Genomic DNA, 15,951 nt, shown 5'->3' with positions numbered 1-15,951 from the left:
TATAATAATTGATACCAGATAGCCTATGGAGTATCTCTTTTGTTTAATGACAATGAAATACCAATCAAAACGCTAGTTCCTATAAAAATTATTGCAACTGGCGTGGCATTACCACCGGATAAGCTTGAGGCCACAGAATTAGATAAAAAACTGAATAAACCGATAGGTTATTCGCTTAAGCGTTCAGGTATCCTCTATCGTTATCATGCTGATCATCAGTTACAGCAAGCTGATTTGGCCGCCAAAGCGATTGATGATGCGCTGAATCGCTGTGATATTGCTGCACAATCCATTGATTTATTAATTTCAGCGTGCGCACTCCCTGTTCAAGCTTTGCCTTATACGGCAGCGCATATTTTAAAGGCCAGCTCACTGCCCAAAACCATTGCTAGCTTGGATGTGAATGTTAGTTGCGTCAGTTTTATCAGTGCGTTACAGGTGGCTGCCGGGCTATTGAATACCGGAGCTTATCGACGCATTGCCATTGTTTCGGCGGATTTGGCTTCACGGGGTTTAAACTGGCAAGACGAAGAATCCTCATTAATCTTTGGGGATGGCGCCGCTTGTGCGATTGTCGAACAGGGAGATGGACGCAGCGGTATTCTTTCTTGTTTATTAGAAACGCATACTGATGGTATCGATCTGTGCGAAATCCGCGGTGGCGGTAGCCGTCGCAATCTGAGAACTGGCATGGATGAAAGCGATTGTCTTTTCCATATGCAAGGCAAGCCACTATTCAGATTGGCATCGTCATTAATTGAGCCTTATTTAGCCCGTTTATTAAATCAAGCCGGTTTAACGCTTGCTGATATTGCTACGGTTATTCCTCATCAAGCCAGTCATTTATCGCTGGAACATATGCGTAAACGGCTTAATGTGGCAAGTGACGCCTTGATTGATATTTATCGCTTTCGCGGTAATCAAGTGGCGGCTTCGATTCCTAGTGCATTGCATGAAGCGGTAATCACTCAACGCTTTAATCCGGGTAAACCGGTCATGTTAATTGGTACCGCCGCGGGGCTAACCCTAGGTGGAATGATTTTATTGCCATGAGGTTTTTAGTAACTGGTGCGACCAGTGGCCTGGGTCGTAATGCGGTAGAGTGGTTACTGACACAAGGTTATCAGGTACATGCCACAGGTCGCAATGGTGAGGTAGGGCAGCAGCTTATTGCGCTGGGAGCAAGATTTACTGAACTTGATTTAGTCACGGCAACAGATAGCGAATACCGCCAATTACTTAATGATTGTGATGTGGTTTGGCATTGTGCGGCATTATCATCCCCTTGGGGTAAGTATGAATGGTTTTATCAGGCCAATGTTGCGGTGACTTCACGTTTAGCCGATATGGCAGGTCAGCTTGGGATTGAGCGCTTTATCCATGTCTCAACTCCGTCGATCTATTTTGATTTTAAATCCCATCACGATATTCCTGAAGATTACTGCGCTCAACGGTTTGCTAATCATTATGCTGATAGTAAATATCAGGCTGAACAGCGCATTCAGGGATGTGTGACACGCTATCCGGGCACGGTTTACCTGCTATTAAGACCGCGTGGCATTTTTGGGCCACATGATCGGGTGATTATGCCGCGTATGCTGACGTTATTAAAGCGCACTGGTGGCGTGTTATATTTACCGGCAGGGGGTAAAGCCTATCTTGATCTCACTTTTGTGCTAAATGTGGTGTATGCGTTATTTTTGGCCTCAACCAAGCAAACGCTCCAATCGGGCGAGGTCTTTAATATAACTAATCAACAACCGTGCCAGCTTAATCAGTTATTAAAGGCGTTGTTAAGTGATCAGCTGCATATCGATTATAAAGTGCGTGCGCTACCTTATCGCTTGCTTTATGGTATTGCGACCACGCTTGAAAGCGTAGCCACTTTAACTCATCAAGAACCTGCTTTAACCCGTTATAGCGTTGGTAGTTTGTATTTTGATATGACCTTAAGCCAGAAACAAGCGATAGAACGTTTGGGTTACCAACCGCTTTATCATCTCAGTGAAAGCATTGAGCTGACGGCACGCTGGTTACAACAAAATGGGTTAGTCTGAGATGGCGAAAATTATTCCTTTTAAAGCCGGATATTGTACTCATATTGCTTGTATGGCTATGCGCGGTGCCGGATTTCATGTCTGTCAGTTTCCGGCACGGGCATGGCTGATTGAGGTTGATGGCTATCGCTGGCTATGGGATACCGGTTATGCCGAATATTTTCAACGCTATACTCAATCGGGCATCTTTAAACTTTATCAAAAAACCACACCGGTTTATCTGAAACAGGGTGAATCATTAAAAGCGCAATTTGCCGCGTTGGGGATTGAGCTGGCCAGTATACAGCATGTGATTATTTCGCATTTTCATGGGGACCATATTGCTGGATTAAAAGATTTTATCCATAGCCGCTTTATCTGCTCACAGCAAGGTTGGCAAACGGTTAAACCTTTGCGAGGATTTTTTGCCCTTAAGCAAGGTTTTGTGCAGGATCTTATTCCGGTTGATTTTGAACAGCGAGTCAGTTTTTTAGAGCAGTTCGAGCGATGCACGCTGGCACCTGAATTATCGCCTTTTACTCATGGCTATATTTTACCCAATAGCAAGAAACAGGTGATTTTAGTCCCGCTGCCAGGTCATGCTGCCGGTCATATTGGCGCGTTTATTTTGACAGATGAAGGTTGGACGCTGTTAGCCAGTGATGCTGCATGGGTTAAAGATAATTATCAAGAGTTAAAACAACCCTCGCGCTTGACGCAGCTGATTATGGCCGATCCGCGTGCCTATAAGCAAACTCTTATGCAGCTGCACCAACTTTCGTATCAGCCAAACGTTACCATTTATTTAAGCCATGAGGGTGAATAATGAGGTTACTAAAAATACTTTGGTATTATTGGCGTACGAAACGCTTAACATTTAAACAACGCGCTGATCTTGAAGCATATCAGTTGAAACAATTAGAAAAATTTAAACAGCGTGTATTAACCAAAAGCCCGTATTTTAGGCAGTTTATTAATCGGCCATTTGAAACATGGCCTTTAATGAACAAACAGCTAATGATGGCGCATTTTGATCAAATGAATACCGCGCACCTGAATTGCCATTCCTTATTGGCACTCGCCCAACAAAGCGAACAACGGCGCGATTTTAGCGCCAAAATGGGCAAATTTAGTGTGGGGTTATCCTCGGGTACCTCAGGGCAACGCGGGCTATTTGTGGTTAGCCCGAAAGAGCAACAGATATGGGCAGGCGGCATACTGGCGAAAATGTTACCGCGGGGTCTATGGACAAAAGAACGCGTTGCCCTGTTTTTAAGAGCCGATAATCACCTTTATCATAGCACCAATAGTAACAGACTGACCTTTCGTTTTTATGGTTTGTTTGATAATTTTAAGAATCAAATTCAATCACTTAATGAATATCAACCCACCATTATTGTGGCGCCTGCGCAGGTACTGCGCGCCTTGGCCACAGAAAAGCTTAACGGCCAGTTAGCTGCCGATCCGGTTTTAGTGATATCAGCCGCAGAAGTGCTTGAGGAGCAAGATAAAAAGCTGCTGAAACAGGCATTTAAGCAGGTGGCGGAAGTTTATCAAGCCACAGAAGGTTTTCTTGCTGCCACCTGTCCACTGGGAACGCTACATTTAAATGAAGAGTTTATTTATATCGAACCACAGTGGATAGATGAGAATCGATTTACGCCGCTTATTACCGATTTTACCCGTGAAACGCAGCCTATCGTCCGTTATCAATTGGATGATATTTTAGTTCGCCGTTCTACTCCTTGCCAATGTGGGCGGCAAGGGATGGCGATTTCTCATATTGAAGGGCGATGCGATGATCAGCTACTGCTAACCGATCAATATGGCAATCCATTAACTATTTTTGCTGATTATTGCAGTCGGGTGATTGCCAATACTTTGCCATTAACCAGCGATTACCGCCTGATTCAGCATACCGATCATTGCATTGAGCTGGTGGGATGCTGTAGCAAGGCGCAGTTAAGCCAGTGTCAACAAGCATTAAATGATCATTTCATTCAACAAGGTGCAGATGTTGAACAGTTAACATGGAAGCTGACACCTGTTACGGCATTACCAAATGAATTTGCGCAAAAAAGACGGCGAATTATTCGTCAGCGAGGTAGCTAATGCAACCTTTTTTTATGCGATTGTTCTATTTGCTGGTGGGTTGGATCAGTGTAGGGATCTGTTACCGTAGCGCAGCTGAGTTACAAGGTAAACCAACCCTCCTTGCACCTTCGATGATTGACCAGTGGATTGACTTTACTCCTCATGCAATTTGGTTTTATCTATCGTTTTTTTTGATTATTCCAATTTGTTTTTGGGTTGCCCCGTATAGCCGTCTGCGCTGGATGTCTGCCTGTTTTATGCTCAGTGGATTAATGGCTGCGCTATGTTACCTTTTTTTTCCAACCACTATGGATTTTCCTGTTGATACGGGCAACTCAGCCAGCTCTTGGTTACTGGCAAGACTAATTGATATTGATGTACCGGTTAACTGCTTTCCCTCACTCCATGTGACCTTAACTATGCTTGCTATTTGGGGCAGCTTCGATCGCCATCATCCGCTGCGCAATATCATCTTGGTATTGTGGGGCATGGCCATTGCCTTTTCGATTATTCAACTTCGGCGCCATCTTTTTATTGATTTTATGGGAGGCATGGTATTAGCGCTGATGGTTGGATATGGCGTGCGTTACGGGTTTACTCGTTTAGCGCAACAACAGTCAGGTTAGTAGGAATTATTATTATGCTGGAATTAGTTTTACCTTTTGTGGTTATGATAATCTTAATAATAACTGAAGCCATGATTTTACAATATGTAAAAAAAGTGTCCATTAACTGGCCGGATATCATTTTTAATTTAAATTCTGGGCATTTAATGCTGTGGTTATTTCGTGGACTGGAATTAGTTTGCTATCATTTTATTTATACGCATTTTAGTTTTAATCTGTTTGTTCATGTACCGATTATATTAACTTGGTTATTTACCTTGGTAGCTTGGGATTTTGGTTTTTACTGGGAGCATCGGCTGCACCATAAAATACCGCTGTTATGGGCGATTCATATGGTTCATCATCAGGGTGAACATTTTAATTTATCCTTGGCTATTCGTAATTCTTGGTATTCATCGCTCACTTCTATCCCGTTTTTTGGTTTATTAGCTATTGCCGGGGTGCCTACACCAATTTTTATTGCCGTATCTATTTTTCATTATTCAATCCAGTTCTTTAATCATAATGCCATTACACCTAAATTAGGACTATTGGAACAGATATTAGTTACCCCAACTCACCATAAAGTCCATCACCTGAAAGATCAGTATTACGCAAATAGTAATTTTTCAGGTTCATTTATTATCTGGGATAAGCTTTTTGGTACCTTTGAAACAACGCCGACAGACAGAACCATTGCCTATGGCAGTCATGGCATTATGTCGCAAAATCCTTTTTGGGCGAGCATGTTACCGTTTATGAAAATGTTCAACATTCTCTATACACCGAGTTTAGGGCATTATCGTTTACCCAATGCATTATTAGTGAGTGGCGGCTTATTTCTATTTGGGCTAGTACTAAGTTATGTTTACGATTATGGTTATGGCTATCATAATGTTAATGCTACCCAGTATCTGTTATTTAGCAGTTTGGTCTTAGGCAGTATTGCCTTGGGTGGCATGGCGGAAGGTAAACGCTGGGGAATGATCAGTTGGTTTGGGCTTTGCTGGTTGATACCGCTGTTTTTTATTATCTTATTGCAATGGTCTGCCTTTTATTGGCAGCTATTTATGGGATTAATGCTCATCCACGGTACCATCACTTTTGCTATGTGGCTTAGAGGGCAATATTATGTCAACTAAGCCATTAGCTAAATTACATTACGCACATCATGATGAGCAATTTCACCAAATATTAATGGCAGAAGCCAAAGCTTATTTAGCCCAAAAAGGCGATCATCGCTTTGCCAATAGCGCGTTACTGCTCAAAAACCTATTATTATTACTGTTTTGTGCTGTGTGTTATCTCTTGAGCTTACATCAAGTGACTATTGGGTTATTTGCCCTCTGTTATTTTGGTTTTGTCATGTCAGCCATGCTGGCTAATATCAATGCTCAACATGATGCATGTCATAATGTGCTTTTTCGATCACGATTAGCTAACCGTATTTTCGGGCGTTTGGTAACCTTGCCGTTAGGGCTTGATCCGCATTATTGGCAAGTCAGGCATGTCGACTATCATCATATTTATCCCAATATTCAAGGCTATGATCTGGATATGGAGGAAAATGGTGTCTTTCGTCAAACACCGTTTCAAAAATGGTATCCGCATATGCGGTTTCAGCCGTATTATTGGCCTTTTATCGCCGGATTGTCGCTACCTTATATTGCTTGGGTATTTGATTGGTCTGATCAGCTAGGTAAAACACCGCTAGCCGCCGATAAAAAAACCTTAACGGGCATTAAAGGCTGGGCGCTATTTTTAGGTAGTAAAATTTTACACTTTATTATTGCCTTAATTGTGCCAATACTTATTTTATCTTCTGTTGGCATCAGTTGGTATAGTGTGTTATGGGTCTATCTGATTACGCAGATGGTTTCATCTTTTATTGTCGTCTGTTTACTTTTAGGTACGCATTGGGCGGATCCGGCTTTCTACACTGCGCCTGCGGATAATCACATGGAGCACGGTTGGTATCATCAACAATTTACCACCTGTTGTGACTGGTATCCTTCGCCGAAGATATTTAACGAATTATTAGGTGGACTAAATTTACATTTAACCCATCATCTGTTTCCGGGGTGGAGCCATCGTCATTATCCTGCGTTAATGCTGATTATTGAACGATTAGCCCAACAATATCAATTACCTTACCGAAGATTGAGTTATGTTGAACTGCTCGTTCAGCAACAACAATTTATCCGCAGATTGGCGCAAAAACCGGATAAACAATCTTCCGATTAAGGGCTAAATTAATGCCAAGTACGAACAAGTCAATATTACTTTTCAGTAATACACAAGATGCAGCATTACGTGAAGCGTTAAATACCGCGGCTAAAAATTATTTACTTACGGCAAAAGATCACCGTTATGCAGATGGCGGTATGTTTTTTAAGCTAGGCTTACTATCCATATTGTGTCTTGGGTTTTATATCAGTGCGCTTTATCAGCACTCAGCTTATTTATTTTTTTTCTGTTATGTTATATTTATTTCGCTAGGCTTGCTATTAGCCATTAATGTTGTGCATGACGCATCGCATAATGTGTTTTTTAAATCCAGCAAAGCCAACACTTGGCTTAATCGCCTTGTGACTATTCCGCTTGGTATTGATCCGGAATGTTGGCGCATACGCCATGTCGTACAGCACCATCCTTTTACCAATATTGAGAATTACGATCTGGATATTGATTATAATGGTGTACTCCGGCAGACACCTTTCCAAGTGCATCACTGGTTTATGCGTTATCAACATTATTACTGGCCATTGGTTGCTGCCATGACCTTTCCCGCTATTATCTGGTGTTTCGACTGGCAAGACCGGTTGGGACTAAAATTTGATAAAAATAAATTTACCCATCATGGTGTCGTTGGCTGGTTTGCCTTTCTGATGATAAAAGGATTGCATGTGAGTCTGGCAATCGTACTTCCTTTAGTTATTTGTCCTCAATTCAGTGTAGGATTTATTCTCATCACCTATGGACTAAGCCAACTGTGTGCTTCACTGATCTTTGTCATACTGATTCTTGGTACCCACTGGGCGAAAGCCACTTTTTACCAAGCGCCCACTGATGGCCTTATGCCACATGGTTCAACACAACATGTATTTAATACGACGCTTAATTGGCGATTAAAATATCCTATTATAGAATACTGGTTAGGCGGGCTGAATTTACACCTAACTCACCATATCTATCCCGGTTTCAGCCATCGCCATTACTTACATTTAACGGCGATTATCCAACAAATAGCTAAGCAATTTCAGATTGATTATCATGAAATTACTCTGCCTGAACTGTTTATACAGCAGCAAATTTTTTTAAAACAGATGGGGCGGGTTGAATGATGTTTAAGGAATAAAAGCAACCGCATTAAATCTTATTCCAGCCGGAAATAAATTATATTTTATCTTCTTATCAAAGACTTATTGGTGAAAGCCTATTCGGATAATGGACAATTTAATAGCATAAGCAATAATTCATTCTCACGTTCAATATCTCAACAGAACAATAAAAGCAGCCCAAACTGACAAAACTTGGGCTGCTTTTGTGATTACGCTTTAAAAGTGATCCAAGGTTTAAGTTTTACTACCGGCTGAATTAAATCAGCATTTTCTTGGGCTTCGATTACCGGGGTAATCGGTTTATACGCCGCAGGGGCTTCTTCACGTAAACGTTCCTCTTTTAAAGTAATACATTGCCATGACAAATTATCCTGATCAGACATAATTTGTTTGCTACGCATTGATTGCCGTTTTTCAGCTCTGCCTGCACCGTGCGAGCAAGACCATAACCAATCTGGATTTCCTTTGCCAACTGCTACATAAGAATAGTCTCCCATTGAGCCGGGAATTAATACAAATTCGCCATCATTGGCTGGTGTAGCTCCTTTACGGTGAATATTCATGCCATGCTCAGGTAAAATAATGTTATGCGAAATATCCACGATTAATTGACTATTATCGTGCTTAAAAATCGCCATTAGTTCTTTACGTATTAACTCAGTGATGACAATGCGGTTAATCCATGCATAACGTGCAGCAACGCCCATCGCCTGTAGGTAATTTTGTGCATCATCATCTGCTAAGCCAAATAAGCCTGATGTTGGATATTTTGCATTTGCAGGCCATAAGGCTTTGGCTTTATCCTGCCAGCGGTTGCCAATATAAAATCCCACATCACGCGAACCGGTATGAATCATTATTACAATAGCGTTTTTCTTTAATCCCATTTGATAAGCTAAATGTCGATCAAGGATTTCATCTACAATTTGTAATTCAACAAAATGGTTACCCGAGCCAACTGTACCTAAGCTAGCTGGGCGGATAATGTTTCGCGCCTCAAAAAAGGCCTCCGGCGCATATTTGCTATCCGCTGTAATTAATGACTGCCCTGATATTTGATTAATCTCCGCCAGTAGTCGCTTAAAATTGACTTCTTGCCACAAACCTTGTTGTGGTAATGCCGCTACCCATGCAGCTATACCATCATCAAACAATGCTTGAAAGGATTGCGGTGTAACAGGAATATTACGCTCGTCTTGCAATAATACGCGTTTGAGTTGCGCGATAATAGTTGCTTTTTGTTCATTCACTTGATCATAGCTTAAGCCAGTTGCTAAAAGCCGCATACCGCAATTAATATCAGTGCCAATGGCTGCCGGAATAACTAAGTCTTCTGTTGTTGCCACAATACTGCCCACTGGTGCAATTGCGCCCGGGTGAAAATCAGGTGTTGCTCGAGCTGCGCACACGTGGCCTAAGCTGTCAGGTACGTTGACTGATGCAAAATCCAGTAACTGCCTGACTGCTTTTTCTTCTAAAGGCAAAGCCTGAGGTAATAATACTTGAGCAGTTGTATTTTGTTGATGAAAAGTATAGATATTATTATAAAAATGACATTCAATCCCAAGTCGGGATAATCGTTTTTGTAAACGGATAAATGTAGACATCATTGCCACCTAGAAAACAATAAAAAAGCCTCCTCTTCCTGAGAGGATAATTACTGTTTTCCTGCAGCAGCACGATTCAGGAAAGCGGGCGCATTGTATATAAAGATTATTAAATTGTAAAGTATCGATAAAAAAGATATTTAGCTGATCTGCTATTTAAAAAAACTGATTTTGATAAAGATGTCTCAAATAATGGGTGTGTTTCAGTATAAAACACGTTGCGGATGCCTGTATTAGTCAGGAATGGCAACGTCTTTCCTAATGCATTCAGCAATAAGCTTACTTATTGTTATGCAAAAGGCAAGCTTACGGGTAGGCTACACGAATGCATACGAATTTTTAGGAGGTAAGGTCAATTACCCTCTAAAAGGCACAAGCGAATCAATAAAAAATGACAGAAAAGCCTATGTTTAGCATAGGCTTTTTTTCTTTATTAAGTAAATCAAATATTTATATAGGATAAACAGTCAACCATTGCCCATGCTGAATATCGGTTTGCGCGGGAATGTCGATTAATACCTGTGCATCAACGCAACCAGACAGCATATGAGATCCCTGCTTAGCCAATGGCTGTACTTCGGGGCCGTTATTGGTAAAGCGGATCGTGCCACGTAAAAATTCGCGCCGTTTTTGCTGATTGGGCACAATGCTAAAGGCAGCTTTGGCCTGATAGCATTCGGGTAATGCCTGCATGATATGACGGCCAGCTGCGGTTTGCAGTGCCGGTAATCCGAGCAGTTTGAAAGTAACAAAGCTGGCAACCGGGTTGCCGGGCAGCAGCATAACGCGGCATTGCTTAATATTGCCCCAGCCAAAAGGTTTGCCCGGTTTTATCGCCAGTTTCCAGTGTTCAATATTGCCTAGCTGTTGCAGGGCTGGTTTAACCAAATCGCGGTCGCCTACTGAGGCACCGCCGGAAATAATGATGCTGTGGCTGCTGTCTGCCGCCTTGGCGAGGGTATTGGTGATGATATCAAGTTTATCAGGCAGAATGCCACCATCAATAATTTCAATAAACGCATATTCGCTCAGGCTGGCCAGCAGCATCGGACGGTTGCTGTCGTATATCTGATGCTGTTGTAGCTGGCTATTGCCGCTTACCAGCTCATCGCCAGTGGTAAATACGCTGACGCGCAACTTCTGATACACATGCAGTTCGTTTGCGCCTTGTGAGGCAGCCAGCCCGATTGCCTGTGCGTTTAGCAGGGCACCTTTTTCCAGCAGGGTGGCACCTTGTTTCAGCTCTTCACCACGGCGGCGGATATTGTCACCGGTAGCAGGTGTGCGGGTGCTGCACAGGTTGTCGCCATTAACGCTGGTATTTTCCTGCATGATAACGGCATCGGTATTGTTCGGAATGCCGGCGCCAGTATAGATGCGCACAGCCTGTCCGTGTTGCAGGGTTAATTGCTGAGTGTCACCGGCAGCAGCAGTGCCGATAAGTTGCCATGCAGTGCAGTCCAGTCCGCAGACGGCGTAACCATCCATGGCACTGTTGTCGAATGCAGGGGCATCGGCAGTGGCGATAAGTGGTTGGGCAAGAATGCGGCCGGCAGCCTGATTAAGGGGGACGATTTCACTGTCGACTATACGGCTGGCCTGTTGTAGTAAGGTTTCCTGTCCCTGATAAAAATCCATCATGATGTTGTTGCTCCGCTGCGCGTGCTGGTAAACATAGCGCTGCTGTTATAGTTAGTAAACGGGGTGCTATCGGCAAAAGTAACGATGGCGTGGCGATAAGGCTGAATAATTGAGCGTACGCTGTGTTTGCCGCTGCTGTTCAGTTGTTGCCGGATCGGCTGCAAATGACGCCGGCGCATCTGACAGACAATGGGGTGCAGATTGCTGGCGTCGGCAGCACAAACGATATCCAGCTCGGGCTGCTTATGCAGTTCCTGATACAGACGGGAGATGATATTAGCATTTAATCGTGGCAGATCACACGGTACGATTTGCAGGTATTCAATATGTTCCGGTAAGGCCTGTGCTGCGCTGATGATACCGGCCAGTGGTCCCATCTGTGCATATGCAGGCAGATCGCGGTAAACCGGATAGCCATAAGTCTGTATCTGGGCAATATCGCGGTTGGCACTGATAATAATGTGGTCGCTGCAATCGCCAAGCTGGCGCAGAATATGTGCCAGCAGCGGCTGGCCGTTAAGCGGTAGTAAGGCTTTGTTGGCACCGCCAACGCGAGTGCCAAGACCGCCGGCAAGGACAATCAGGCCAAGCTGAGCATCTATTGCCATGACTGAGTGCGCTGCTGGTCGCTGTGTTTCATTTCTACCCAGTGCTGCTGGCCGTTGGCAAAATATTCTTTTTTCCAGAATGGCGCTTCGGTTTTCAGGTAGTCCATGATGAAATGATTAGCCTGATAGGCATGTTCGCGGTGACCGCTGGCGGTAAGTACCAGTACAATTTGTGCGCCTACTGGCAGTTTGCCTACGCGGTGAATCACGCAGACATAGGGTAATGACCAGCGTTCTGCTGCCTGAGCAATGATTTTGCTGATTTCGTGCTCGGTTACTTCGGGCATATGGGTAAGATAGAGGTGGCTGAGTGGCTGCTGCGGATTATCATGGCCACGCACTTTGCCAATGAAACTGACCACAGCGCCGCAATCAGGTGCGCTGGCGTCAACCAGTGCCAGTTCTTGGCTAAGGTCGAAATCTTCGTTTTGTATTTGTATCCGAATTTGCATTTTAGCCTCCGGTTACTGGTGGTAGCAGTGCTATGCTGTCACCGTCTTTAAGGGCAGCACAGTCATGCTGAATAATATTATTGACGGCAATTTTGTATACTTTACCGGCTGCCAGCACCTCACTAAATGGGGCACCACGCTGGCGCAGGTAGGCTAAAAGAGCATCGCTGTCGGTAAAGTTGGGAGATAGCTGTTCCTGTGTCAGGCCAAGCTCTTCGGCAAAACGTGCCAGATAAATCACGGTAATCATGATAAAAACATGGATCAATCAATAATTGTTTATTATGCCGTGTTTTTTCTTTTTGTGGCAGATGATTGTTGCTGATGCAATTGAATTTAAGGAGTAAAATGGGATAAAATGCGACTTTTTTCTTAATTATTCCAAATATTTGTCTTGTTTTTGTTTTTTGTTTCTGAAATGATTTTCCTTCTTACAGGCGCTTACTTTTCTCATGCTGATTGACCGCTTCAACAGACGTATTGATTATTTACGCATTTCGGTAACGGATAAATGCGATTTACGCTGTACCTATTGTATTCCTCAGGGATTTACCGAATTTGAAAAGCCAGCTAACTGGTTGTCGTTCGCGGACATTGAGCGTGTTGCCGGGGCTTTTGCCCGCATGGGCGTGTCTCGATTTCGCTTAACCGGTGGCGAACCGTTGTTACGTAAAAATCTGCCGGAGCTGGTAGCACGGCTGGCAGCTTTGCCGGGGGTAGAAGATTTGTCTTTGACCACCAATGGTACGCAGCTTAAACATTTTGCTCATGATTTACGTAAAGCAGGGCTGAACCGGCTGAATGTCAGTCTGGATTCATTGCGGCGTGAATGTGTGCAGGAGATTTCCGGCAAGGATAGCTTCGATAAAGTAATTGACAGTTTGCAGGTGGCACGGGATGCAGGCTTTGAACGGATTAAAATTAATATGGTGCCGCTGCCGGGGGTGAATACCGGTGATATTGAGGATATGGTGGCCTTTTGTATTGCCAATGGCTTTATTCTGCGGCTGATTGAGGTAATGCCTATGGGTGTAAGCGGGCGGAAACTGGAATATTTTAATCTGCTGGAGCTGATTGAAAATCTGCGACCGAAGTATCAGCTGCATGAGAGCCAGCGGGTATACGGAGGCGGGCCGGCTAAATATTGGGAAAGTGTTGATGGCCGTTTCACCTTAGGACTGATTACACCACGGTCACAGCATTTCTGTGCCACCTGTAATCGCGTACGCATGTCGGTTGATGGGACTTTGTATCTGTGTCTGGGGCAGGAACAAAGTATGGCATTAAAGCCATTACTGCTGGCTGATTGTTCAGAAGCACAGCTGGAAGATGCCATTCGGCGGGCGGTGGATTTGAAACCGGAAAAACATGAATTTAATGAACAGCCGGACAAAATTGTGCGCATTATGGCGAAAACCGGTGGTTAGCCATAGCGGTTATCACAGCCAAACAAAAGCCCGCTGTATTGAGCGGGCTTTTATTGTATGGGCAATCAGAACAAGGTTAATGTCCATGGCAGCAAATAGGTTTGTACGACGGTAAACAGTCCGGCAATCACACAGAAGAGCAGGCTGTGGCGCACGGTGAAGCGAAACAGATCAGATTCTTTACCAGCCAGTCCTACCGCAGCACATGCGATGGCAATAGACTGTGGTGAAATCATTTTGCCAGTTACTCCACCGACTGAATTAACCGCAACAGCAAGCACCGGATCCATACCTACCTGCATGGCCGTATTGGCCTGTAGGGCACCAAATAAGGCATTAGCAGAAGTATCGGAGCCAGTGAGGAAAACACCTATCCAGCCGAGAAATGGCGAGAAAAACGGGAAAGCTTTACCAGTATCGGCCAGTACCAGTGCCAATGTTGATGACAGGCCGGAATAATTAACCACATAGGCAAATGCCAGTACCAGACCAATTGACAGTACCGGATAGCGCAAATCGTAGAGGGTGTGTCTGAACGTATCGATAGCCAGACGTGGTTTTATTTTCAGAATCAATACGGAAATGAAGGATGCCAATAAGATGGATGTACCGACTGCACCTACCAGATTCAGCTTGAATTCGGCGGCGATAGGCGTGTTTTCTGCGACAATAGGCGCGGTTTTAATCACCAGATTGTCCAGCATAGGCCAGTGAATTTTGATTTGGCTAAATGAATTAAACCACGCTTGCAGGGGTTTGATTGTCCAGACGGCAACGCAGACTGTCAGAATGATAAAAGGTGACCAAGCTTGGGCAATCTGGCTGATGCTGTATTCTTTGCGTTTGTGCTGTTCACTTGGCTGCTGCATACCACTAAAGGTGAATATCTGTTTTGGCTGCCATTTTTGCAGAAACAGTGCCAGACACACCAAACTTACCAGCGCTGAGGTGACATCTGGCAATTCCGGCCCGATAAAATTGGCAGTAATAAATTGAGTGGTGGCAAAGGAAATACCGGAAACCAGCAGTGCCGGCCAAGTTTGGCGAATTCCGCGCATTCCGTCCATAATAAATATCAGGTAAAACGGAATCACAATAGACATCAGGGGCAATTGCCGGCCAGCAAGCTGGCCGATATGAAACGGATCAATACCGGATACCTGTCCGCCTACCAGAATGGGAATGCCTAGTGCACCAAAGGCAACCGGTGCCGTATCGGCAATCAGGCATAAACCTGCTGCATATAAGGGTTTGAAGCCCAGTCCTACCAGCAGTGCTGCACTAATGGCAACAGGTGCGCCAAATCCGGCTGCGCCTTCCAGAAAAGAACCAAAGCAAAAGCCAACAAGCAGTAATTGCAGACGCTGGTCTTCAGTAATAGAAAGAATGGATGCGCGGATAATGTCAAACTGGCCGCTTTTGACAGTAAGATTGTAGAGAAAAACGGCAGTAATAATAATCCAGGCAATCGGCCACAAGCCATAGAAAAAACCATATAGCGCAGCGGATAAGGCGAGAGTGAAAGGCATTTTGTAAGCTGCTACTGCCACAATAATAGCCAGAATCAGGGTAATGGCACCGGCAATATGACCTTTCATGCGCAAGGCTGTCAGTGCCACAAAGAAGAAGATAATCGGTAACAGGGCAGCCAGCACGGTGAGATAAATGCTGTTGCCTAATGCAGAGTAATTTTGTACCCATGTGTGCATGTAATTCCTCCTCAATGTATGAGTTTGTTTGTCATCAATTTAATGAAATAGACGTGCGTGATTTATGAAAAATAAATGTTATTGATTATTAATACGGACAATACAGATTGCAATAGCAATTGTTACTTTAAAAAATAAAAGCATAAACGTCAATATTTGTATTTTTATTTTAATAGAAGTAATTGCTGGTAACTGGTCTGAATTAAGTCAGTTTTTGCTTAACTGCATGGTAATTGTATGATGTAAATATATTAATTTATTACGATATTTGTCTGTATACTAGATAAAATCAATTCCCGTAATTTCAGCTTTATTGTAGTGACATATATGCAACCGAATTGTTCAATTTTTGTAAGATGGCAATAGTAGAGTTTAATTACCTTCTGTATACTGATGTAACTCAATAATGCAGATGAGGAATTCAGCTTTGC

The 15,951-nt window shown here is 43.7% G+C and carries 15 protein-coding genes; 9 read left to right on the top strand and 6 right to left on the bottom strand.

Going from position 1 to position 15,951, the window contains the following annotated elements:
* Positions 1-39: 39 nt before the first annotated feature.
* From MJ761_RS00765 to MJ761_RS00730, 8 genes are read left to right on the top strand one after another with little or no spacing between them, the layout of a single operon-like run.
* Positions 40-1,053 carry a 3-oxoacyl-[acyl-carrier-protein] synthase III C-terminal domain-containing protein gene (locus tag MJ761_RS00765; RefSeq protein ID WP_239392828.1) on the top strand — a complete coding sequence of 338 codons (1,014 nt, stop codon included), beginning with the start codon at positions 40-42 and terminating at the stop codon, positions 1,051-1,053.
* Positions 1,050-2,057, top strand: a complete 1,008-nt coding sequence (locus tag MJ761_RS00760) for an NAD-dependent epimerase/dehydratase family protein (RefSeq protein WP_093091107.1) — start codon at positions 1,050-1,052, stop codon at positions 2,055-2,057. The genes MJ761_RS00765 and MJ761_RS00760 overlap by 4 nt, the downstream gene beginning before the upstream one ends.
* A gap of 1 nt (position 2,058) precedes the next feature.
* Positions 2,059-2,862: an MBL fold metallo-hydrolase gene (locus MJ761_RS00755; RefSeq protein ID WP_093091105.1), complete on the top strand. Its 804-nt coding sequence runs from the start codon at positions 2,059-2,061 to the stop codon at positions 2,860-2,862.
* The gene (locus tag MJ761_RS00750; RefSeq protein WP_093091103.1) at positions 2,862-4,148 is read left to right on the top strand and encodes a F390 synthetase-related protein; all 1,287 of its coding nucleotides are present in this window, start codon (positions 2,862-2,864) and stop codon (positions 4,146-4,148) included. Before MJ761_RS00755 ends, MJ761_RS00750 begins: the two co-directional genes overlap by 1 nt.
* A 14-nt stretch (positions 4,149-4,162) precedes the next feature.
* The gene (locus MJ761_RS00745; RefSeq protein WP_218060190.1) at positions 4,163-4,756 is read left to right on the top strand and encodes a phosphatase PAP2 family protein; all 594 of its coding nucleotides are present in this window, start codon (positions 4,163-4,165) and stop codon (positions 4,754-4,756) included.
* A gap of 14 nt (positions 4,757-4,770) precedes the next feature.
* Positions 4,771-5,877 (top strand): sterol desaturase family protein, encoded by a 1,107-nt coding sequence (locus MJ761_RS00740; protein ID WP_093091099.1) that lies wholly within the window; start codon positions 4,771-4,773, stop codon positions 5,875-5,877.
* Positions 5,867-6,979, top strand: coding sequence for a fatty acid desaturase family protein (locus tag MJ761_RS00735; protein WP_093091097.1), 1,113 nt, complete (start codon positions 5,867-5,869; stop codon positions 6,977-6,979). Before MJ761_RS00740 ends, MJ761_RS00735 begins: the two co-directional genes overlap by 11 nt.
* 11 nt (positions 6,980-6,990) lie before the next feature.
* The gene (locus tag MJ761_RS00730; protein WP_093091095.1) at positions 6,991-8,079 is read left to right on the top strand and encodes a fatty acid desaturase family protein; all 1,089 of its coding nucleotides are present in this window, start codon (positions 6,991-6,993) and stop codon (positions 8,077-8,079) included.
* Between the two features lie 206 nt (positions 8,080-8,285).
* Here MJ761_RS00730 and MJ761_RS00725 read toward each other — a convergent pair whose 3' ends face one another.
* The 5 genes from MJ761_RS00725 to MJ761_RS00705 all read right to left on the bottom strand — a co-directional run bounded on the left by MJ761_RS00725 (position 8,286) and on the right by MJ761_RS00705 (position 12,634).
* Positions 8,286-9,683 (bottom strand): RtcB family protein, encoded by a 1,398-nt coding sequence (locus MJ761_RS00725; protein ID WP_093091330.1) that lies wholly within the window; start codon positions 9,681-9,683, stop codon positions 8,286-8,288.
* A 450-nt stretch (positions 9,684-10,133) separates the two neighbouring features.
* Positions 10,134-11,324, bottom strand: a complete 1,191-nt coding sequence (locus MJ761_RS00720; protein WP_093091093.1) for a molybdopterin molybdotransferase MoeA — start codon at positions 11,322-11,324, stop codon at positions 10,134-10,136.
* On the bottom strand, positions 11,321-11,932 hold the full coding sequence (gene mobA / locus MJ761_RS00715) for a molybdenum cofactor guanylyltransferase (RefSeq protein ID WP_093091091.1): 612 nt from the start codon (positions 11,930-11,932) through the stop codon (positions 11,321-11,323). The genes MJ761_RS00720 and mobA overlap by 4 nt, the downstream gene beginning before the upstream one ends.
* Positions 11,923-12,384, bottom strand: a complete 462-nt coding sequence (locus tag MJ761_RS00710) for a molybdenum cofactor biosynthesis protein MoaE (protein WP_093091089.1) — start codon at positions 12,382-12,384, stop codon at positions 11,923-11,925. Before MJ761_RS00710 ends, mobA begins: the two co-directional genes overlap by 10 nt.
* A 1-nt stretch (position 12,385) precedes the next feature.
* The gene (locus MJ761_RS00705) at positions 12,386-12,634 is read right to left on the bottom strand and encodes a MoaD/ThiS family protein (RefSeq protein WP_093091087.1); all 249 of its coding nucleotides are present in this window, start codon (positions 12,632-12,634) and stop codon (positions 12,386-12,388) included.
* Between the two features lie 202 nt (positions 12,635-12,836).
* Between MJ761_RS00705 and moaA the strand changes: the two genes are divergently transcribed.
* Positions 12,837-13,811 carry a GTP 3',8-cyclase MoaA gene (gene moaA / locus MJ761_RS00700; protein WP_093091085.1) on the top strand — a complete coding sequence of 325 codons (975 nt, stop codon included), beginning with the start codon at positions 12,837-12,839 and terminating at the stop codon, positions 13,809-13,811.
* A gap of 65 nt (positions 13,812-13,876) precedes the next feature.
* Here the strand turns inward: moaA and MJ761_RS00695 are convergent, their stop codons facing one another.
* Positions 13,877-15,520, bottom strand: a complete 1,644-nt coding sequence (locus MJ761_RS00695) for a lactate permease LctP family transporter (RefSeq protein WP_093091083.1) — start codon at positions 15,518-15,520, stop codon at positions 13,877-13,879.
* Positions 15,521-15,951: the final 431 nt, after the last annotated feature.

Source organism: Snodgrassella communis, assembly GCF_914768045.1.
Lineage (GTDB): Bacteria > Pseudomonadota > Gammaproteobacteria > Burkholderiales > Neisseriaceae > Snodgrassella > Snodgrassella communis.
Note: the sequence above shows the minus strand (reverse complement) of the source record. Positions and strands in the feature narration are given on the sequence as shown.

Excerpts from the sequence above, each read along its gene's own strand:
- MJ761_RS00705 (WP_093091087.1), bottom strand. The coding sequence starts at position 12,634 with ATGATTACCGTGATTTATCTGGCACGTTTTGCCGAAGAGCTTGGCCTG.
- MJ761_RS00745 (WP_218060190.1), top strand. The coding sequence starts at position 4,163 with ATGCGATTGTTCTATTTGCTGGTGGGTTGGATCAGTGTAGGGATCTGT.
- MJ761_RS00755 (WP_093091105.1), top strand. The coding sequence starts at position 2,059 with ATGGCGAAAATTATTCCTTTTAAAGCCGGATATTGTACTCATATTGCT.
- moaA (WP_093091085.1), top strand. The coding sequence starts at position 12,837 with ATGCTGATTGACCGCTTCAACAGACGTATTGATTATTTACGCATTTCG.
- mobA (WP_093091091.1), bottom strand. The coding sequence starts at position 11,932 with ATGGCAATAGATGCTCAGCTTGGCCTGATTGTCCTTGCCGGCGGTCTT.
- MJ761_RS00725 (WP_093091330.1), bottom strand. The coding sequence starts at position 9,683 with ATGTCTACATTTATCCGTTTACAAAAACGATTATCCCGACTTGGGATT.
- MJ761_RS00750 (WP_093091103.1), top strand. The coding sequence starts at position 2,862 with ATGAGGTTACTAAAAATACTTTGGTATTATTGGCGTACGAAACGCTTA.
- MJ761_RS00740 (WP_093091099.1), top strand. The coding sequence starts at position 4,771 with ATGCTGGAATTAGTTTTACCTTTTGTGGTTATGATAATCTTAATAATA.
- MJ761_RS00735 (WP_093091097.1), top strand. The coding sequence starts at position 5,867 with ATGTCAACTAAGCCATTAGCTAAATTACATTACGCACATCATGATGAG.
- MJ761_RS00710 (WP_093091089.1), bottom strand. The coding sequence starts at position 12,384 with ATGCAAATTCGGATACAAATACAAAACGAAGATTTCGACCTTAGCCAA.
- MJ761_RS00760 (WP_093091107.1), top strand. The coding sequence starts at position 1,050 with ATGAGGTTTTTAGTAACTGGTGCGACCAGTGGCCTGGGTCGTAATGCG.
- MJ761_RS00720 (WP_093091093.1), bottom strand. The coding sequence starts at position 11,324 with ATGATGGATTTTTATCAGGGACAGGAAACCTTACTACAACAGGCCAGC.
- MJ761_RS00730 (WP_093091095.1), top strand. The coding sequence starts at position 6,991 with ATGCCAAGTACGAACAAGTCAATATTACTTTTCAGTAATACACAAGAT.
- MJ761_RS00695 (WP_093091083.1), bottom strand. The coding sequence starts at position 15,520 with ATGCACACATGGGTACAAAATTACTCTGCATTAGGCAACAGCATTTAT.